This window comes from Nonomuraea thailandensis, from assembly GCF_024172165.1.
Classification (GTDB): Bacteria; Actinomycetota; Actinomycetes; order Streptosporangiales; family Streptosporangiaceae; genus Nonomuraea; species Nonomuraea thailandensis.
The window spans coordinates 43,812-64,057 of the sequence record NZ_JAMZEB010000001.1; the positions used below are offsets into that span (position 1 = coordinate 43,812).

At 69.0% G+C, this 20,246-nt stretch carries 15 protein-coding genes and 1 pseudogene; 7 read left to right on the forward strand and 9 right to left on the reverse strand.

The features are described from left to right. Positions 1–654: 654 nt before the first annotated feature. The 7 genes from HD597_RS00200 to HD597_RS00230 form a co-directional block, all read right to left on the reverse strand. Positions 655–1,209, reverse strand: coding sequence for a hypothetical protein (locus HD597_RS00200; RefSeq protein WP_253739387.1), 555 nt, complete (start codon positions 1,207–1,209; stop codon positions 655–657). Positions 1,210–1,618: 409 nt separating this feature from the next. After that, positions 1,619–1,900 (reverse strand): hypothetical protein, encoded by a 282-nt coding sequence (locus HD597_RS00205; protein ID WP_253739389.1) that lies wholly within the window; start codon positions 1,898–1,900, stop codon positions 1,619–1,621. Positions 1,901–2,067: 167 nt separating this feature from the next. After that, complete coding sequence (locus tag HD597_RS00210) at positions 2,068–2,793, reverse strand: nucleotidyl transferase family protein (protein ID WP_253739391.1); 726 nt, start codon at positions 2,791–2,793, stop codon at positions 2,068–2,070. Positions 2,794–3,262: 469 nt separating this feature from the next. Continuing rightward, the gene (locus tag HD597_RS00215) at positions 3,263–4,447 is read right to left on the reverse strand and encodes a cytochrome P450 (protein ID WP_253739393.1); all 1,185 of its coding nucleotides are present in this window, start codon (positions 4,445–4,447) and stop codon (positions 3,263–3,265) included. 98 nt (positions 4,448–4,545) lie between these two features. Further along, the gene (locus tag HD597_RS00220; protein WP_253739395.1) at positions 4,546–5,346 is read right to left on the reverse strand and encodes an SAM-dependent methyltransferase; all 801 of its coding nucleotides are present in this window, start codon (positions 5,344–5,346) and stop codon (positions 4,546–4,548) included. A gap of 90 nt (positions 5,347–5,436) precedes the next feature. Beyond that, the gene (locus HD597_RS00225; RefSeq protein WP_253739397.1) at positions 5,437–6,747 is read right to left on the reverse strand and encodes a DUF5753 domain-containing protein; all 1,311 of its coding nucleotides are present in this window, start codon (positions 6,745–6,747) and stop codon (positions 5,437–5,439) included. A 228-nt stretch (positions 6,748–6,975) separates the two neighbouring features. After that, positions 6,976–7,416: a hypothetical protein gene (locus tag HD597_RS00230; RefSeq protein ID WP_253739399.1), complete on the reverse strand. Its 441-nt coding sequence runs from the start codon at positions 7,414–7,416 to the stop codon at positions 6,976–6,978. Positions 7,417–7,578: 162 nt separating this feature from the next. Here HD597_RS00230 and HD597_RS00235 point away from each other — a divergent pair, with 162 nt between their 5' ends. Beyond that, positions 7,579–9,690 carry an ATP-binding protein gene (locus HD597_RS00235; protein ID WP_253739400.1) on the forward strand — a complete coding sequence of 704 codons (2,112 nt, stop codon included), beginning with the start codon at positions 7,579–7,581 and terminating at the stop codon, positions 9,688–9,690. Here HD597_RS00235 and HD597_RS00240 read toward each other — a convergent pair. Further along, positions 9,627–10,685 carry a terpene synthase family protein gene (locus HD597_RS00240; RefSeq protein ID WP_253739402.1) on the reverse strand — a complete coding sequence of 353 codons (1,059 nt, stop codon included), beginning with the start codon at positions 10,683–10,685 and terminating at the stop codon, positions 9,627–9,629. The genes HD597_RS00235 and HD597_RS00240 overlap by 64 nt on opposite strands. Before the next feature lie 335 nt (positions 10,686–11,020). On the opposite strand from HD597_RS00240, the gene HD597_RS00245 reads away from it, so the two are divergent. Together HD597_RS00245 and HD597_RS00255 are read left to right on the forward strand one after the other, a co-directional pair. After that, the gene (locus HD597_RS00245; protein ID WP_253739403.1) at positions 11,021–12,559 is read left to right on the forward strand and encodes an AfsR/SARP family transcriptional regulator; all 1,539 of its coding nucleotides are present in this window, start codon (positions 11,021–11,023) and stop codon (positions 12,557–12,559) included. A gap of 319 nt (positions 12,560–12,878) precedes the next feature. Beyond that, positions 12,879–14,020: pseudogene (locus tag HD597_RS00255) on the forward strand (IS3 family transposase). Between the two features lie 87 nt (positions 14,021–14,107). Here HD597_RS00255 and HD597_RS00260 read toward each other — a convergent pair. Further along, complete coding sequence (locus HD597_RS00260) at positions 14,108–15,331, reverse strand: pentapeptide repeat-containing protein (RefSeq protein ID WP_253739406.1); 1,224 nt, start codon at positions 15,329–15,331, stop codon at positions 14,108–14,110. A 533-nt stretch (positions 15,332–15,864) separates the two neighbouring features. Between HD597_RS00260 and HD597_RS00265 the strand changes: the two genes are divergently transcribed. The 4 genes from HD597_RS00265 to HD597_RS00280 are packed head-to-tail and all read left to right on the forward strand — an operon-like array spanning position 15,865 to position 20,199. Beyond that, the gene (locus HD597_RS00265) at positions 15,865–17,412 is read left to right on the forward strand and encodes an MFS transporter (RefSeq protein ID WP_253739407.1); all 1,548 of its coding nucleotides are present in this window, start codon (positions 15,865–15,867) and stop codon (positions 17,410–17,412) included. Beyond that, positions 17,409–17,717 carry a hypothetical protein gene (locus HD597_RS00270; RefSeq protein ID WP_253739409.1) on the forward strand — a complete coding sequence of 103 codons (309 nt, stop codon included), beginning with the start codon at positions 17,409–17,411 and terminating at the stop codon, positions 17,715–17,717. Before HD597_RS00265 ends, HD597_RS00270 begins: the two co-directional genes overlap by 4 nt. Then, complete coding sequence (locus HD597_RS00275; RefSeq protein WP_253739411.1) at positions 17,714–19,357, forward strand: thiamine pyrophosphate-binding protein; 1,644 nt, start codon at positions 17,714–17,716, stop codon at positions 19,355–19,357. Before HD597_RS00270 ends, HD597_RS00275 begins: the two co-directional genes overlap by 4 nt. Continuing rightward, on the forward strand, positions 19,354–20,199 hold the full coding sequence (locus HD597_RS00280; RefSeq protein WP_253739413.1) for a 2,3-dihydro-2,3-dihydroxybenzoate dehydrogenase: 846 nt from the start codon (positions 19,354–19,356) through the stop codon (positions 20,197–20,199). Before HD597_RS00275 ends, HD597_RS00280 begins: the two co-directional genes overlap by 4 nt. Positions 20,200–20,246: the final 47 nt, after the last annotated feature.

Sequence of the window (20,246 nt, forward strand, 5' to 3'; positions counted from 1 at the left end):
TACATCGCCTCCGGGCGGCGGCAGAAGGCTTAGGCCGGGGGCGCCTCCCGGATCGCTTGCAGCGGATGCGCCGATCGCGGTGGGGCGATGGCGAGCTTGTGCAACCGCGCGGCCGGCAAGCGGAGCGGCGCGGACGGCTCCGCCGGATTCAGCCCCCGCACGGTCATCTTGCGGCGGGAAGAGCGCTGGACGCGAGCCTGCCTGTCGAAGGCGGCGAACCCGGGTGCCACCGGCCCGCAGATGCCACTCCGCCATGCGGAACGGGCGTGCCAGGCCCAGGCGAGGTGCGCATGGGTGACTGGGCACGGTGGCGCGACCGCCCGCACGGGTCGGCGAGTGTCCGGTTTAGGGCATGCCCAAGCGGAAAAGATCATGTTGGACGGCGACACGCCGAACACGCCGATTGCGTGCACGACTTGGCCGACCCGGGGATCCTCGTCTATCTTGGTCTCCGAGACTTCTGGACACCGGCCAGGCACGCGAAAGCCGAAGCCGACACGAGCCGGGCCGGTCGTCTGTTTGTAGAGAGGGCTCTCGCGCAAGGTTTTCCAGGCCAGTTAGCGCGAGGGCTCTCTGCATTTGTGCAGGTGCGCCGATGCGGGCGCGGCTTACGTCGGTGTCTTAAAGCCTCCTCTCGCCGGAGTACCGGCGAATCTAAGCGGCGGTCCGCCGAGGACGTTCGGCGTCGTACGCGTCCAGCAACGCCTGCTGCTGGTAAGCGGATCGCACCGTCGCTACCGACGTGTCGACGCCGCCGCCCAGCAAGACGCTGACGAGTGAGTGAGCGGCCTCGGGCGTCAGCCCCTGGCTGCCGTGAGCCTTGTCGCTGTGACCGTCTTCTCGCTGCTCGGGATGCAAAGCGCTCATCAAAGTCACGAGGTAGGCCGTCATACGGGAAAAGCCGTAGGACTTGTACGCGGATTTGATGCGGGGCTTCACACCCATCGGAGTACGGAACGTGAACACGTGCCTGCCGCTGGACCCTGGCACCCGTGCCGATCCCAGCAGCATCGGAATCGCCGACTCGACGGACGCGGCGAGATCTGGATCCTTGCGCTGCTCCGGATGCAAGGCACTGATGAGGTCGGCCAGATAGACGCCGGACTGAGTGTAGCCATGGCGCTTCCCAGCATCCTCGATGCGCCCCCTCAGCTCGGACGGCACCGCGAACGTCGACGTATCCCGTTGTCCCTTGCTGAGCTGTGCCATCGCCATCCCCTCCCATCACGGATGATCGAGACCGTAGCGCACAAACAATCAGATTGCGAGGAGCCGCGCAGGCGATTCGTATGGTTGCTCGCAGTCCCATGGGATCAGCACTCCGTCACTCGAAGTCACGTATTTGATCGCGGCAGCCAAGGAAGCAGCCTCACCGGCCCGGACGGCTGTACCTCTGATGACACATGCGGGGCAAGCCAGCACGTCGAGCGTCATCCCCGGTTCGGCCAGGATGTCGAGCCCCATGCAGCCGATCGGCGGCTGGAGCCTTGCGTGGCCATGGTTGTGTGCCAGGTCCTCGGCAGCGCCGAGATGGGCGAGGGCAGTCGTGACCCCGCCTGTTCCGATAGACCTCCCGGGCGTCGGCACAGCGCGCTGGAAGATGCTCGCGGGGCATGGGTCATGTCAGCCCCAAGGCGCCGGCGATGCCCCTGGCGAGAATCTCGATGATGTTCGGCACATAGAAGATCACCCCGATGGCGATGGCCACAGCCACGAACTGCACGAACCGCGTGATTTCACGGGTGAACAGGAAGAACAGCGCCACCACCGAGACGGTGACCAGGAACAGCGGGCCGAAGAAGCCGCGAAGAAAGTCGGCCAGTCCCTGGGTGTTCAGCCCTGTGGGGGAAGGGGAGGGCGTGAGCAGATGCTGAGTCAGGTGCAAGGCATCCTCGACCATGCGGCCTCCGGCTGAGAAGGGCGGGCCATGGCTCCCGCGCTCGACATTCCCCTGGTCAGCAATGGGCCCAGCAGCCCGTGCCGGTGGACGTTGCTGCGTTGTCCGCCCCTCGGCAGGGGCCTGGCTGGTCTGCTCCTGCTCCGTCCTTGGTGTCACCAGGCCATGCCTTAAGGGCCGGGCAGGTGGGCCTGGATCGTCTGCAGCCGGGCCGACACCATGAGCAGCAGTGCGGTCTTCGCGTCGCTCGGTTGGATCCGGCCAGCCGCGTAGGCCGCTTCCAGGTCTTCGTACGAGGTGAAGAAGCCGTAGCCGCCGCCGGTCAGGTGCACGGGCACGGCGTCGTCGACCCACGGGAACACCGACCAGCGGAAGTACTCCAGGACGGCGTTGACGCTGCCCTGGGCCAGCGTGTGGTCGCCCGGCGGCGCGTACATCTGTTTGATCCTTCTGACGAGTTCGTGGTGGCTGTCATGGATGGTGATCCGGGTGTCTGGCGTGCTCTCCCGCAGGGGGCGGCCGGTGGTGCTGTACAGCGGCGGGGCGTAGATCGGGGTGGGCCGGCCGCTGCTCTGGTGCCCGCCGACGGAGCCGGGCAGGAGGGCCGTCTGGTCGACTACGACGGCGTCGATGCCGAGGAATCGGGGGTCGAGGACATTCATGGCGGCCGCTCTGGTATGGGGGTCGCTGCCGGCGTTCGTTCCGGTGCTGTCGTCCAAGAGCCCAGCCAGCTGAAGCTGGTAGGTGGGGGAGCGCTGGAACGCGCTGCCCCGCACGATGGTGGCGGGGAGCATGCAGATGTGCGTCAGATAGTGCTCATAGCAGTCGGCCTGCCGCTCCGTGGCGGAAGGGGCGACGCCGCCGCGCAGGGCGGCGTGCAGGTCGGCCAGGAGCACGATGTGGTCCGCTCCGGCTTCGATGAGCCATGCCTGGTGAAGGACGACCTTGTCCAGGCCCAGATGAGCCGGCGCCAGCGGAGAGACGCTCCACAGCGTATGGGGAGGCGCTCCTGGGCCACTGGAGGGCAGGCGCCGAACAAGGGTCGTATACGCGGAAGGTGAGGTAGCCGCAGCGTGGTCGGCAAGGCTGGGCTTCATGAAGCCCTCCTGCCTGTCAGAAGGATGTGCTGGCCGCGCGAAGGTAAGGCAGAGAGGCCACACGTGGACGGACCATAGCGAATCATGCCGGGCACCGTAGAGCACGGTGGTGTTGATGGGGTTGTGATCAGGTTGCTGTCACGTCATCCCTCCGGGAGGCGCCCTGTGACGCGGCGGCCAGTCACCGGCGCCGTGCAGGATGGCGAGATCAGATCCGCTTCCCCTGTACCTGAGACTTGACGGGTGAGAGCGCGGGCCGCGCGGTCCCTCAGGTGGTTCGCCGACGTTTGACCATCGTGGGGAGGTGTGCGTGGCCGCGCACGTTGGGACTGGCTGCCCAGGACGCTGAGGCCACATCCACGTCGTAGTCGGCCTCGACGGTCTTCATCAGCTCTTGCAGGACGATCGTGGCCTCCAGCCGGGCCAGCGAAGCCCCCAAGCAGAAATGCTGGCCCAGGCCGAAGGCCAGGGTTCTGCTGGTGTCCCTGGTCATGTCGTAGCGGCCGGCGTCAGGAAAGGCTCGCTCGTCGCGGTTGGCCGCGGCGATGACCAGGAGGATGCACGCATCGGCGGGGACGGTGATGCCGTGAAGCTCGACCGGGCGGGTGAGACGTCGTGCGGTGTATTGCGAGGGTCCTTCGTAGCGCAGGGTCTCCTCCACCCATGCGCCGGCGTCGATGTCGCCGGACCAGACTCGCTCGCGCTGGTCGGGGTGTTGCCAGGCGCAGCGCCAGGCGGTGCTGATCAGCTTGGTGGTGGTCTCGTTGCCGGCCACGCCGAGCAGCATCAGGGTCGCGATGACGTCGCGATCGGCCAGCCGTTCGCCGTCGACGTCGGCGTGCAGTAGGGAGGTGATCAGGTCCTCATGGGGGTGCCGACGCCGTTCGGTGAGCAGGCTGGCGTAGTAACCGGCCAACTCGGCGTTGGCCTCCTTCACCGCGGATGTGAGGTGGCCGTCAAGGTCGTCGCGCGTCATGATCTGCTGGCTCAGCCGCCGCAGCAGGGACCGGTCCTGGGGCGGGACGCCGATGAGTTCGGAGATGACGTCGACGGGGATCGCGGTGGCGAAGTCGACGAAGTCGAACGAGCCGTGCTCCAGCAGGGGGTGAAGGTAGGCCCGGGTGAGCTCGCGGATGCGCGGTTCCAGGCGGCGGACACGGGAGGGGGTGAAGCCTTGCGAGATCTGCCTGCGCCTGAGCGTGTGCAGGGGAGGGTCCAGGGCGACGAACCCCATGGTCTGGGCGGCGTCGGGTCCCCATTGCTCCAGAGCGGGGCCGTGGTCGGAGGAGAACGTGGCGTTGTCGCGCCAGGCGGTCGCCACGTCGGCGTGCCGGGAGATCGCCCAGAAGCCGAGCTTGTCGTTGCGGTAGAGGGGCTGTTCATCACGGAGCCACTGGTAGGCCGCGAACGGGTCGGCTTGTAACGCCGGGTCGTTGGGGTTGTAGCTGGCCATCGCGTCATTCTCTCCTATGCCTGAAGGTGCCGGGTCGGGCCGGCCGTATCGCGGCCGGCCCGAGGTGCGCTGGCGGTGCGTGGTGGCGGCTGCAGCTCCTACCTTTGGCCGGGCTGGATCCGGCCGATGCCGCCGTAGATGCCGATGTGCTCGGGTGGAGGCGTGTCGCCGTCGGGTCGCCAGCGCACGCCGTTTACCAGTCCGGGGGGTACCAAGTCGCAGTTGGCGAAGAAGGGTTCGATCTCCTCGTAGGACCGCATGTGGGGCCGGTTCTGGGCGGACTCGTACTGCTGCGCGATCGCGGTGTTCCAGGCGAGATCGAAGCCGTCGGTGGTGCCATGTGTGATCGCAACGTAGCTGCCGGGACCGAGCGCCGCCTTGAGGCGTTCAACCAGGTCGTAGACGCCGTCGTCGTCAGGAATGAAGTGCAGCACGCCCACCAGGAGCAGACCGATCGGGCTTGTCCAGTCCAGGAAGTCCTTGACGTCACGGTGTGCCAGGATGTCGTCCGGCCGCCGTGCGTCGCCCTCAACGATCCGTACCCGGTCGGTGCCGGCCATCAGTGCACGGGCGTGGGCGATGACCTCTGGGTCGTTGTCTACGTAGACGACCTTGGCGTCGTCGGCGATCTCGTGTACCTGACCTCGGGTGGGCAAGCCGGCACCGATGTCCAGGAATTGGGTGATGCCCGCCTGCTCGCGTAAGTAGCGCACCATGCGCTGCAGGACGTTGCGGTTCTCGATGGTGGTGGGCAGGTAGTAGGGGGTGATGGCCGTGATGGCGGCGACGGCTGCCCGGTCGACGGCGAGGTTGTTAACGCCGTCGAGGGCGGCGTCGTACATCCGGGCGGCGCTGACCTTGGTGGGGTCGACGCCTTTGACCCACGAGGGCTGGCTCATGATGCTCCTTAAGGGTCGGTCACGGTGGTCGGAAAGGGAGGGAGGAAGGTCAGAAGCGAAGGTTACGAGGGTCGGCGCGGAACCACCGCGTCATGGTGAGGCGATGTGCCGGCGAATGCTGCTCAAGAGCTCGACTGTGCGCTCGCGGGGTTCGGCGGACAGGTCGAGCCGAAGGTGGGCGACGAGGTATTCGTCGACGAACTCGGGTTTGGTGATCAGCTGGTCCTCGAACAGGCCGGTGACATAGACGAGGTTGGCCTTGCCCAGGCGTTGCAGGATGGTGAACGACCCTCCTCTGGGCTGGTAGCGGTCGCCGTGACGGCCATTGATCCGTAGGGTGATGTGGTCCTGCTTGGCCAGGTCAATGAGGTGGTTGAGCTGCTCGACCTGGACGTCGGGATCACCAGGCATGTCCAGCAGGGCGGTCTCGCGGATGATCGCCCATACCTTGGCGGACTGACGCTCGATCGGTTCGATTTGGCGATCCATGACCACACGGACGGCGACCTCGACCTGTTCAGGGGCGCGGTCGGGGTAGTGAGCGGCCTGGCGAGCGGCCCGGGCGTATGCCTCGGTCTGCAGCAGCGGGGGCACGCTCTCGGCGCCGTAGGTGCGGATCACCCGTGCGTCGGCTTCGGCGGCCAGCATGGGAGCGAACCATGGCGGTGTCGTGGCGAAATAGGTCGGCAACCACCAGGCCTCCGTATGTTCGCCGCGAGCGACCTCGCAGATCAGGGCGCGCTGCTCGGCACTGCTGATGTCGTACAGGGTGAGCAGATGTCCGAGTTCGGCCTCGGAGATGGCGCGGTCCCCGCGTTCCAGGTCGATGATGTCCTGCTCGGTGAGGGCCAGCGCGGCCGCCGCCTCGCCGAGCGATGTCGCAGTTGCCGTCCGCAGGGTGTGCAGTCGCTGCCCGAGCAGGTTGCCTGTTTCGACGGTGAGGTGATGGAGCTGCTGCACCTGGATGAAGGGAAACGGATGGGTGCCACCGCCGATGTGGTCCTGGTGGGCTGGTGTGGGCGGGCGGCGGGGCGTGGGACGGGCCTCGGCGCGCCGGGCGAGACGCACCATATGGCCGATGGAGCGCCGAGAGGGCTCCGAGAGCAGGACGTAGTCCGCTGCGAGTTCGGCACCCGACAGGATGTCTGTGCCGCCCTGCCCGGCCGCAGGCCGCTCGCGTGGAACGTCATCGCCGGCCAGCCAGCCGACCGACACGTCCAGGAGTTGCGCCAGGGCTCTGAGCAGTTCCAGGTTCGGGTTGTCCTTGTTGCCGGCCAGTAGCTGGCTCAGGTAGCTCTTGGTCATGCGGTGGCCGCCCTGCTGTACCGCACGGACGAGGTCCTGTGCGGACCATCCCTTGGCATGCAGGGCGTCCCCCAGGCGATCGGCGAATGTGGCCACAGTGCCTCCCGAGGGCTCAGCGACGGGACCAGATAACCCGGCGAATCACCAGTGAACACGGTTTACTGCGGGTTGACAAACGTGCGGATGAGCGATCGAATCGGCTTGACGACACCGTAAAGAGCCGAATCCTCCGCCCGTCTCAAGGGAGAGTCAGTGACCTGTTGCCGCGGCATTGGCCAGACTGCTCCACTGCCTCAGGTGCGGGTGAGAAGGTCAAATGGCGCGTCAAGCAGAGTCGCGAGGCATGACTGTGGGCGGGGCCGGTTCCTGGACCGGACCGTTGGCCACCGCTTGGCGGATTTTCTCCTGAATTTCCAGGAGTTGGCAGGCCGGCAGCTGCGCAGCCAGGATCGCGAGTTCGCGCAGGCCCTCGATGCGGTTAACCTGCAGCACCACCTGGCTGGTGGGGCTCAAGGCGATGCCGAGCGCGCGTTCCACGCTGACGGGATCTTGGCGGAAGAAGCCCGCGATGGCGGTGATGGTGTGCTCTTCCACCCTGGTCGTCCGGGTGGGATCCAGCAGATTCATGAGGGTCTGGTGGCTGGGACCTTGGCCGCCGTTGTCGCCTCTGATCGCCTCCGACAGAGCGCGCACGCTGTCCCAGTCGGAGCCCATGAGATTGTCCAGCCACGCGGCGACGCGCGCAGGCGACACCGGTACGGCCATCGGACGGCTCCTCCTGCGTATGTATGGTCCCTGATCCGCAACCTAGCGCCTTGATGATGATCACGCCAGCGTCATGTGTGATCGTTCGGCCCTTCACGCACGTCACGCCAGGTTAGGCGCGCCACGGACGTCACTTTGTGACATGCACGGGAGGTGACCAGGTTGCGGTGGCTGGATCGCCATGAGGGCAATCTCCCCCATCAGGCACCGGAGCTCATCGGCCGTAGCGAGATCTGCGCCCGCGTGGCCCGCGCCATCGGGCAATCCCGGCTGGTCACCCTCCATGGCCCAGGCGGCATGGGCAAGACCAGCATCGCATTGCACGTGGCGGACGCGCTGCGCCAGGACTTCCCGGACGGCGTGTGGCTGGTACAGCTTTCCGCGCTGGACAACTCGGCGGTGGTGCCCTCTGCGGTGATTGAGGCGTTCGCCCTCGCCGACGTCTCGGCTCGCCCCGAGCGGGACGTGCTGACCGAGTACCTACACCAGCGCACCCTGCTGCTGGTCCTGGACACCTGCGAGCATCTGCAGCCGGCGATCGCCGACGTGGCCAGGACGCTGCTCGACGCCGCGCCCGGTGTGCGCATCTTGGCCACCAGCCGGGTGCCCCTCGATCTTGAGGCCGAGCATCTGATCACGATCGAGCCCATGCGGACAGAGGGGACTGCGGGGGCGGGCCAGCGTGGCGGGGGAGAGGCCTTGGAACTGTTCGTCGCACGAGCCCGCCAAGCCGGGGTGCACTTGGACCCGTCCTCCATGCCTGCGGCCCAGGAGGTGTGCCGGCGCCTCGACGGCATCCCGCTGGCGTTGGAGCTCGCTGCGGCCAGCCTGCCCCACTTGCCGCTCCAGGAACTCCTGGCCCAGATTGGACATGGCGGGTCGCTGAGCACGACCGATCGGGACGTGACACACCGGCACCACACCCTCCATACCGCCTTCGGTTGGAGCCACCGGCTTTGCGTGCCCTCCGAGCGGCTGCTGTGGGCCCGATTGTCGGTCTTCGCTGGCGGGTTCGATGTCGGCGCTGCCCAGGAGGTCTGCGACGACGGGTACCTGGCTATGCCCGTGGCCGAGGTGCTCGGCGAGCTGGTGCGCAAGAGCATCCTGCGGCAGAACGCCGATGGCCGCTTCGAGATGCTGGACACCGTGCGCGACTATGGCGCGATGTGGCTGCGCGAGCTAGGTGAGCACGATGCGTTCCACCGCCGCCACCGCGACTACTACCTGCACCTGGCCCGCCAAGGAGAGGGCGCCTGGTCCGGCGCCGGACAGGTGCACTGGTTTCAGCGCATGCGCGCCGAGTTGTCCAACGTCCGCGCCGCCGTCGACTGGAGCTTAGCTCACCCGGAGGAGGCTGCCGCCGGCCTGGAGCTGGTGTCGTCGTTGTGGTGGTTGTGGGTCGCGTGCGGATTCTCGGCCGAGGGCAGGCTCCACCTGCAGCACGCGCTGAAGGTCAACACGACACCGTCGGCCACGCGATGCGCCGTGCTGTGGACGGAGGCCTACCTGGCCAACGCCCAGGGCGACCTGTCCCGCGCTCGGGCGGCCGCCACGCTGTGCCGCCAGGAGGCCATCGCCATCGGTTACCCGGAAGGGGTCGTCGTCGCCACCAAGATGCTGGGCACCGCGGCACTCCTGGCGGGCGATCTAGAGCTTGCGGGCCACCAGCTCGGGCAGGCCCTGGAATATCTGCGCGGCGATCCCCGCCATCTGAACCCGGGCCTGCTTCCTGCCGTCGTCGAGCTCGCCCTGTCGTTGATCATGCGCGGCCGGCCGCAGACCGCGCTTCCGCTGCTCGACGAGTGCCTGCGCCACTGCCAGGCCACTGGGGAACTCTGGCTGCGATCGTACGCCCTGTACGTGCGGGCGATTGGCTGCCGGGCGCTCGAGCGCATCGATGACGCCATCGACGCCCTGCACGCGGCCCTGCGGATCAAGCGCCACTTCCGGGACGTGCTCGGCATCGTGCTTTGCATGGAAGCCCTCAGCCAGCTGGTGATCCAGGCAGGCCATCCTCCCTCCACCGCCGCGGTGCTGCAGGGCGCGGCCGACGTCTCCTGGCGCGAGTACGGGCTGCCCATGATGGGCAGCCCCTACTTCGCCGACGATCACGCCCGCTGCACCGAGGCGGTCAAAAACCTCATCGGCGAGCAGGCCTACCAGCGCGCGTTCACCTTCGGTGCGTCGCTGAGCCTGACCGACGGGATCGGCTACGCGCTGGGGGAGGCAGGCGCTCCTGCCGCTGTTGACGTCCTTGATCTGATCGCTCGCTGATCAGAAGCGTCCGGGCCATCTGTGCCTCTGCTCGCGTGCACCTGCTCCGGGCCTCGCAGTTCTGGAATGGCGGAGTAGCGCGTGCTGTGCGTGCTGTAGGCGAGCGCACCGCTGATCCATGCCTGCAGGCCGCGGACCAGGGCGGTCAAGGGCTCCCGCTGTCGTTCGATCAGGTCGTGGCTCAAGGCGGCGACGGCGGCGATGGCCTGGTTGCGCATGTCCACGATCCTGCGCACCGCTTGGGGGGTGCTCAGGCCGGTGGCGACCAGGACGGCGACGAGGTTGTTGACGCTGTTGGCCGCGGTGGCCTCCTTGCGCCAGCTGATCAGGTCGTTGTCCCAGCAGACGATGTCCACGGCGTGTCGGCGGATGGTGCGTACCGCCGGATCGGACCAGGTCTCGGCGGCAACAGGAGCCTCGGTCGCGATGTCGATCAACGCAAAGACCGTGGCCATGGCTCCGGTGAGCCGGCGCATGGTGACGTAGGACTCCAGGGAGGGGGCTTGGTGGCCTGCCCGGGTGGCCAGTTCCCATGCTTGAGCCAGAAGGTATTCGCGTGTGGCTCTCACCCATCGGCGCAGCTGGGTGAGAGTGGTCACGGCCACGACGCGTGCGCGGATGTCGGCCAGGGCGTACCCGAACCCGGTCCTGCCCAGGGAGTCGCCGGTCAGGATTTGGAGACATTCTGGGATGGATGCGACCGCATGCAGGTCATCGACTTCGTAAACGACGTCGTCAATAGTGAAGAGCCAGGCCAGCCAATCGCTGCACATCTGCAGGAGCGGCAAGCGTGCATACGGATAGACTTGGGCGGCTAACTCGCCGTAAGCGGCCTTGGTAAATGACTCCATCTGGGCGGCCGACAGAACATCGTGCGAGCGTATCCAGTCCTCAGTGCGGTGCTGCACCATGGCCGCGTGCGGGCTGATGCTCACCGGAAACGGGCAGCTTAGTTGCGGCGGGGCGAAGGCTGTGTGCTGGTCGCGTACCGTCATGGGCTCTCCTTGTGCGCCGCCGACCGAATCCGCGTCCGGGAACTGGGAGTAGCGCTCTGCACTGATTCAAAAACGCGAATGATCTTTTGTCAAATGGTTGACATTAGATCATTGATTCGTAAATCTAGGAACGCTAAACCGGATGCCCCTCTTGTCACGGCAAGAGCATTGGGCACAAGAGCATCGCTTTGTCATGCCGCACCCCGGTGATCCTTGGCCTCGCATATGTTGCGCTGGTCGCGCGACGTTCCATCGCCATGGCCGCCGGGGCCGCCGCACGACGCTGACGTGGGGCGGGATGACATATGCGCTTTTCAATCCTAGGAGTTCTGAGTGTGCACGATGCGGCGCCTGTCTCCATCCCCCGGACCCGGCGTCCGCTGCTGGCCGCGCTGCTGCTGGCCTGGCCTGGCGAGGTGTCGGCGCAGACGCTCATGGAGGCCGCCTGGGGAGATACCGTCGGGCGCGAGAACGCGCTCAAGACCGCCTTGTCCCAGCTTCGCCGCCTGCTGAACGGGCGCCTTCCTCCTGCCAAGACACACGCCTACCGACTGGAACTCCGTCCCGGCGACACCTACGACCTTGAACGGTATCGCCGTCTCGCTCAGCAAGGGCATGAGCACATCGCGGTGGGCAACCACCAGGCTGCCGTGGCCTGCCTGCGAGAAGCGCTGGACTTGTGGGGTGATCCGCCCCTGGCAGACGTCCCCGACGATCCGCTCCGCCTGGCGACCTGGCGCCAGGAACTGCTATGGGAACGCAAGGTCACCCAGCAGACCCTGCTGGAGTCCCGGCTGCTGCTCGGCGAGCACCATCAGCTCCTGCCGGAGATCCGCAAGGAGCTGGCGGAGGATCCGTTGTCCGAGCCGCTGAACGCCCTGCTGATGAGGGCCCTGTATCGAGCTGGCTACCGCGTGGAAGCACTGCGTCGCTACGACACGATCGCGACCCTGCTGGCGCAGGACACCGCGGTCGAACCCGGCGTACGACTGCGCCGGCTGCGCGACGAGATCGCCGCTGACGACGTGACCGAGCCCGCGGCCGGTCCTTGGGCGGTGAGCCTCGCTCAGCCGTCGACGCCAGGTTTGTCCGCGGCGCCGCCGCTGGCCCAACTGCCGCCGGCGGTAACCGACTTCACCGGACGTGCCACCGAGATCGAACAGCTGAGCAGGCATCTGTCCGCCCCGGGCGCCGGCGTGCCGATCGCCTCGATCTGGGGCCCGCCCGGGGTAGGCAAGTCCACACTGGCGCACCAGGTCGCCCACCTGGTGCGCCCCACGTTCCCCGACGGGCAGATCTACGTGCACATGGCCGGAACCTCGAACCAGCCCCGCGACATCAGCGAGGTACTCGGTGAGGTGCTGCCCGCCCTCGGCGCTTCCGCCGCCTACCTGCCCGCCACGGTCACCGCCCGGGCCGCGCTGTATCGCTCCCTCCTAGCCGGGCGTCGCGTCCTGGTCCTGCTGGACGATGTATGCGACATGTACCAGACGCACCCGCTCCTGCCCGGCACCCCAGGTTGCGCCGTCCTGCTCACCAGCCGCGCGCACCTGGCTGAGACAGCCAGCGTCCGCACCGTCCTGCTGGGCCCGCTGTCCGAGCGGGAGTCGATAAACCTGCTCAGCGACATCATCGGGGCTGACCGGATTCGATCCGACCCTGTCGCGGCCGCCGACATCATCGACGTGTGCAGCGGCTTGCCCCTTGCCGTACGGCTCGCCGGTGCCCGCCTACTGGCCCAGCCGGGCTGGCCCCTGCACACCTTCGCCGACCAGCTACGTCAGCACCGAATGTCGCTGTTCACCTCCGACAAGGTGGCGAGCCCGGCGAGCATCAGCAAGGTCGAACACGCCCGCGTTCTTCGGCTGCCGTAGAGATGAGATCGCGAGGTCCGAGGGCGGACAGCTTGCCTTTCAAGGCTGAGGGCGTCAGCTCAGCCTGACTGGGCCGTGCCGAAGGTGCTCCATCCGGTTGGGGACGTGAGCGCGTGAGGCCTCAGCGATGCCGAGTTGGCGGCACGCGTCCTGGCTGTTTGCCAACCCGCCCGAGGCTGCCGTTACGGCACGCACAGCGCTGGAGAGGTTCCGTGTGATCACGTGAACCGGTCCGGGTTTCGTGGAGGCCCTGGTGTGCCCGGGGTTGAGTGGAGGTGGATTTCTGGATTCTTGTGCCGCTTGATGAGAGGAAAGTGGCATGGGACGACGGGGCTACCCGCCGGAGTTCCGGCGCAAGGTACTGGACCTGCTCGAAGCAGGCCGCGCGGCCACCGAGCTGGCGCATGACCTGGACATCAGCACACAGACGATCTACACGTGGCGACGCCAAGACCGCATCGACCGCGGCCTGGAGCCGGGCCTGACCAGCGGCGAGAAAGCCGAGCTAGCGGCTGCCAAGCGGCGCATCGCCGAGCTGGAGACCGAACTGCAGGCCACCCGGCGCGCGATCGAGCTCGTCCGCGAGGCGGCGCCCCCAAAAGACGGTTCGCAGCCATCGCGGTGATGGCCGGCGAAGGCATCCCGGTCGAGATCGCCTGCCGCGTCCTGAACGTGTCGGTGTCCGGCTACTACGCCTGGCAGGACCGGCCGCCCTCGCCGCGGGCCATTCGGCACGCCTGGCTGACCGACCTGATCCAGCAGATCCACCAGGACTCACGCGGCACCTACGGCGCCCGCCGGGTGCACGCCGAACTGACCCTCGGCCACCAGGTCACGGTCAGCCACGGAGCAGTGGAGCTGCTCATGCGCCGGGCCGGGCTGGAAGGCCTCAGCGGCCGGCCCAAGTGGCGACGCGCCAAGCCCGACCAGATCGCCACCGACCTGGTCGACCGCGCCTTCACCCGGACCGGCCCCAATCAGCTGTGGATCACCGACATCACCGAACACCCGACCCGCGAGGGCAAGGTGTACTGCTGCGTGGTGCTGGACGCCTACTCCCGCCGGGTGGTCGGCTGGTCGATCGACTCCACCCAGACCGCCACCCTGGTGACCAGCGCGTTAGGCATGGCCATCGACAACCGCACGCCACCCGCAGGAACGATCATCCACTCCGACCAGGGTGTCCAATTCGGATCCTGGGCCTTCACCCAGCGGGCCAAGGACTCCGGCCTGCTGCCCTCGATGGGCAGCGTCGGCGACTGCTTCGACAACGCCATGATGGAGTCGTTCTGGTCCCGGATGCAGGTCGAACTCCTCGACCGTCAGCGCTGGAACACCCGCATCGAACTCGCCAACGCGATCTTCGCGTACCTGGAGATCTGGCACAACCGGCAACGACGACACAGCAGCCTGGGCATGCTCACCCCGATACAGTTCGAGAACACACCCACCGTGGCATGACAATCCAGGAACGCGACTCCACCGAACCCGGGGCACACCACGCTCGTCCGCCGTTTCCACAGGTCGCACTGCTTGATGAGAGCAATGTCAATCTCCTTGCTTCGGGACTGGCCCGCCCCCGGCCGCGCCGGTCCCTTCCACACCGGCGGCGAGGCGCAGCGTCTGCCAGTCGTCTGCCGATTTCTCCACCAGCCACTCCGGTGGCCAACTCAGGGTCACACCCTCAGCCGATGTCACCCGCACGCCATGTAGCTCAGCTTGCTCCAAACCCGCGGCTCCGTCGAACCTGGCGTCGCCCGTGAAGCTCACGCTGTTGAAGCTGGCCCGGCCGGCGAAGGTCGCCTCGCTGAACTCGGCGCCGCCGGTGAACGTTGCCTCGCCGAACCCGACGTCGCCGGTGAAGGTCACGCCGAAGAAGTCGGCATCGCCGGTGAAGGTTACCCCGTTGAATTCGGCCTCCCGGGTGAAGGTCGCCTGGTTAAACCAGGCGGTGCCGATGAAGGTAGCCCCCTTGAAGGAGGCTTCATGGGTGAAGGTCACTCCAGCGAACCAGGCGGTGCCGGTGAATCTCGCCCCGCCGAACGCAGCTTGGAAGGTGAAGGTTGCGCTGCCGACCCCGGCGTCGCTGACACGGCAGCCGCGCAGGTCGAGAGAGATGAGGGTGGCGCCGTTGAGGTCGAGGCGGATGCCGGGCCAGTGACGGGCGTTAGGGCTGGCTCTGCGAAGCTGCCACCAGCGGCGGACGGGCGGAGGTTGGTAGCGCAGGTGGTTGGCCAGGATACGCGCGGCGGTCAAGCGTACCTGCCGTTCCTCGTGCGGTTGGCGGCCGTGATCCGCGGTGGGGCGGGCGGCGCCAGCTCGGGCGGCGCGCTGAGCGGCACGGATCTTTACGTGCCGGTCTTGCTTGGCCGGTGCAGTGAACGGCATTCTCAGGTACGCACAGATCACGTCGACCACGCGTTGCTGCAGCGCCGGGGTGTGCTCGCCGAGGCGTTCCAGGGCGTACAGGCCGGCCAAGCGGACCGGGGCTCGGTCGCTGCCGAGCTGGTCGGCGGCCTTGGTATACAGCTCGCTGGTGCGGCGTTCGGTGGCGTCGTGGGTAGTGTGCGCGGTGGCCAGCTCCTGGTGGCGCTGGCGGCGTACGGCCAGCAGCAGCGTCACCGCGGCGCCGACACCGGCACCGGCCGCCAGCGCGGTCCGCACCGCCTCGATCCGAGCTGACACCTGCTCGGCGAGGGTGGGCAGCTTGTCGAGGTCCTGCAGTAGCCAGGTGCTGTCGCCCCAGACCGTGGCGCCGACCAGCAGTGCCACGGGAAGGGCCCGCCACCACATGGAGCTCGGCGGCCGCAACTCGGGGGCGGACGCGCGGACGAGTGAGGGGAGCGCCGGAAAAGGCCCATGCATCCATTCCATCCGCCGGGCGCTTCCGTCGAGACGAATTGTTCACATTGCTCAGCGCCTTCCTGGTCTGCGATAACGCAGCTGCTTGCTCATCGCACCGTCCCGAGCGGGAGAGCCCAGATTGACATGAGTCCGTCCGTGGGGACTCCTCAGCGAAATCTCACCGAACATTGGCCCCCGCCAACACCAGACCGTAACCGCGCTCACACCCGTAACTTCTATGGTGCGGCGGTGATCTCTCCACCGTGGCCGGTACGGAAAGCCGCCCGTTCTAAAGGCTTACCCGTCCACCACCGGCCGGAAGCCAGCACGCCATGACGGCGCGGCACGCGCTGCCAGCGCAGACCCCGCCCCGGCCGTCACCCGCCGAGGTGGCCAGCTCCCACCGCGGCCCTTCGAGAGTGCTGACCGCAACGGTCTGCGCGGCGGTTACGGCCGTCGTGATGGCGGACACCCTGGCGGCCACACTGATCGTTCCGATGCTCCAGCGCGATCCGGTCACCGCGGCGGTTCCGCTGACGCATCTGAGCCTGCTGGTCACGATCAATCTGGCCGGGATCGCCGGACTGCTGGTCGCCGGGGGGCGACTGGCCGATCTGCTCGGCCGGCGGGGCGTGCTGGCCGCCGGCCTGGCCCTGTTCGCCGCAGGTGGCGCGGCGATGACACTCGGCACCTCCTGGCTGGTGCTGCTGGCCGGGCGGGCGGTCCAAGGGGTGGGAGCGGCGATGATGCTGCCGTCGGCGCTGGGGCTGCTGCTCGCCAGCCGCAGCCAGGAACGTCGGCGCGGCGGCGCGGCCGCGCTGTGGAGCGCGGCCACCGGATGCGGCGGCCTGCTGATGCACGCCCTGGGCGGGTGGATGCTCGACACCCATGGCTGGCGCGCCCTGTATCTGCCGCTCACCGCCACCGCCGCCGCGCTGCTGCTCCTGGTCGCTGGCCTGCCCCGCACCCAGGCGGTGCGGCGGACGCGGCCGGACCTGCTGGGCATGGCCGCGCTCGTGGCCGCCACCACGGCGCTGGTGCTGCTCATCTCGCTCGGCGGGCAGTGGGGATGGAGTTCACCGGCCGCGGCGGGCGCCGCCCTGGTGACGGCGGCCGGTTTCGTGCTGGCCGCCGTGCGTACCCGGCACCACCCTACCGGCGGGATCGATGCGAGCCTGTGGCGCTGCCCCGGGTTCGGGTGGGGCATGGCGACCTCGCTGCTGTATGGGACGTGCGCCTTTCCGATCCTGGCGATGGCTCCCCTGCTGTTGCGGGAGATGGGTCTGCGTCCGGCGAGCGTGGGTCTGGTACTGATGCCCCTGTCCGCGGCGGTCATCGCGGCCAGCCTGCTGACCGCGCGGCTGGCCCGCCGCGCCGGCACCTCGTGGACCATCTACGCGGGCGGCTACCTCAGCGCGGCCGCGCTGCTGATGCTCTCCACCGTGCCCTTCACCTCCGCTGCCGGTCAGGCCGGGCTCGTCCTGCTGGGCTGCGGGTACGGGGTGCTGTCCACGACCGCGACCCTGGCCGGCACCTCCGGCGTGCCCTCCGACCGCTACGCCCTGGCGGTGGGAGCCCTCAGCACCGCCCGCATGCTCGGCGGCGCGCTCGGGCCCGCGGCCGCGCTCGCCTACCTGGACCCCTTCCCCGGCCAGGTGTCCATGCGCTATCGCGACGTGCTCGCCAGCGTTTTCGCCGTCACCCTGCTGCTGGCGCTGGCCGGCCTGATTCGTGCCGTCCGGACCGGGCCAGTGGCCGGGCGCCTGCACCCCGTCGCAGCGCCGGGCGGCGCGGCCTCCACGTCTGCCGGTGCGACGCCCCCCGCGCCGGCAGACGTGGACACGCTGCGATCCGCGCTGTTGCGCCAGCGCGCTCGTCTGGAGGCCATGGCCAGCGCGGCCGAGGCCGAACTGGCCAGCCTGACCGATCCCCGCCGATCCCACACACCCGTGCGGGTGGCCCCAGCCAGCCTGCCCACCGTCGTATCGCCCCGTGGAGGTCCCGCATGACGGTCCTGGACACCGCCCCCTCGCCCACCACCCTCGCAGACCCTGCCCTTCCGGGCAGCGCCGCGCCTGCCCGAGCGCCCCGCCGGCCGCCCTACCAGCCGCGCGCTGCCGCCTCGCCCGCGCCGCAGCAGTGGGACAGCTTCGTCGACACCCTGCCGATGCTGCGTACCAGCGACATCCGCTCGGTGGAGCGGCTGCGCGCCATCATCACCTCCGCCCGGCAGGGCATCGCCGACCTGGATGCCCTCCTCGCCGCGCTGAACCCGCCCTCCCCGGCAGCCGCAGGGCAGGACCGGGCGCGATGAGCAGCCACTTCGTCCACGGCGAGCCCGCCTTTCCATCGGCGGAGGCGTTCGGCGCCGCGTTGGCCGGCCTCGGCATCACCGACGTGTTCACCACGGCGGGCGAGGACACCGCCGATCTGGCCTTCGCCCTGGCTCCGCTTCAGGTTCGGGTGGTGGCCGCCCGGCACGAGGCCGGAGCCGTGGCCGTGGCCTGCGGTTCCACCCTGGCCAGCGGAAGGCGGCCGGCGGTGCTGATGCTGGCGGCGAGCGATGCGCTGGCTGCCGCCCTGCCCGGCATCCTGGACGCGGTCGCCAGCCGCACTCCTCTGCTCGTTTTCACCCCTCCTGCGCGTCCCGCTCCCGGCGATCGCATCCTGGCCGATCTGACGCTGGCCGACGCCGCCGGTGCGCTGACCTATGACCTGCCCGGCTCTCGGCCCGTGGGCAGCGTCGTGGCGGACGCGGCGCGCGTGGCCGAGGAGCACCGGCTACCCGTGGTCGTCTGCCTCCCCGACCTCCGCGCTTCGCACGGCACCGCGAGTGATCCCTGCGACACCGGGGAGGTGCCGGACGCCGAACCGCCGATGGAGCTGCTGGCCGCACCGATGGCCGACCCCGCCGTCGTGGAGGACCTGGCTCAGCTGCTCAGCCGCGCCCGCCGGCCGGTGTTCCTCGCCGGGCGCGGCAGCGTGCGCGCCCGGGCCGAGCTCGAAGCGCTCGCCGAGCAGGCGGGCGCGCTGCTGGCCACCTCCGCCGCCGCCTGCGGGGGGTTCACCGGCAATCCGTGGAGTCTCGGCATCGCCGGAGTCCTGGCGCCGCCCGACATGGCCGACCTGCTGGCCGCCGCGGACCTGGTGATCGCCTGGGGGTGCTCACTGGATGCGTGGACGACCCGGCACGGCCAGATGGCGCCACAGGCCCACCTGGCCCAAATCGACCTCGACCCCGCCGCGCTGGGCCTGCACCAGCGCATCGACCTCGGCGTGCTCGGCGACTGCGCACGCACCGCGCACGCCGTCCGGCAGGCCTTACCCGCACAGGGCGGCTACCGCACGACGCAGGTGCGGCATCGGATCACCACACGGGGGCACTGGCACGACATCGGCTACCAGCCGACGCTGGAGCCCGCCGACCGGATCGACCCGCGCACCCTGACGCTGGCGCTGGACGCGATCCTGCCCGGCGAGCGGACCCTGACCGTCGAGCACGGACCCCTCATGGGCCACGCGCTCAGTTACCTGCGCACCCCCGACGCCGGCGCCTTCCGGCTGGCCGGCTCCCGGCTCGGTCTGGCCAGCGGCATCGGCGCGGCGCTGGCCAGACCGGACCGGCTGGCCGTGACCACGCTCGGCCTCGGCAGCGCCCTGACGACCGCCGCAGACCTGGAGAGCGCGGCCCGCCTGCGCGCCCGGCTGCTGATCGTCGTCTATGACGAGGACCAGGAGCAGCACCTGGACGAGAGCACAACCGGGCAGGTGGCCGACCTGACGCTGATCGCGGCCGGGCACGGCTGTCCCAGCATCGTCGTCCGACGTGTGGCCGATCTGTCGCCGCTGGCGGACTGGCTGGCCGCGCCAGAAGGCTATCCGCTGCTGCTGCACGCCCACATCACCCCCTGCCGGTGGTGGACGGAACCGCTCACCGATGCGGCGACGCCATGAACAGCATCAGGGCGCAGCCCGCGTCCCCGGCAGCAGAGGCCGACCGGACCTGGCCGGCACCGCACACCGCCGGATGGGGGCTGGACGGCCAGACGGCGCTGGTGACCGGGGCGGCGGGCGGCATCGGCGCGGCCATCACCACCGCGCTGGCCCGCGCCGGAGCCGCCGTGGTCGCGCTGGACCACGACGGCGAACGGGCGCACCAACTGGCCGCCGAGCTGAGCGCGGTCGGACACACGGCCAGCGCCCACCGCCTGGACGTCACCGACCCCGCCGCCGTGAACGCCGTGCTGGCCACTGCCGCGGCCGAGCACGGGCCGCCACGGCTGCTGGTCAACGTGGCCGGCCTGCTACACCGCGGCCCGGTCACGGACTTCGGCGACGCCGACTGGCATCGGCTCTTCTCCGTCAACGTCGACGGCGTCTTCCACATGTGCCGGGCGGTGGCCCGCCAGATGATCCCCCACCGGCAGGGCGCGATCGTCACCATCACCTCCAACGCCGCCAGCGTGCCGCGCCTGGGCCTGGCCGGCTACGCCGCGTCCAAGGCCGCCGCGACCATGTTCACCCGCTGTCTCGGCCTGGAACTGGCCGGTGTTGGTATCCGATGCAATGTCATCGCCCCCGGCTCCACCGACACACCCATGCTCCGCCAGGCCGGGCACGACCCGGCCAGCGCCATCGCCGGCGTGCCGGAGCAGTTCCGCCTCGGCATCCCGCTACGCCGCATCGCCACCCCGGCCGACATCGCCGCCGCGGCGCTGTTCCTGCTGTCGGAGCACGCCCGCCACATCACCATGCAGACCCTGCACCTGGACGGCGGCGCCAGCCTCGCCGACTGACCCGCCCACCCTTCTCAGCCCGCGCCTCTGCCGCCCTATGTCCAAGG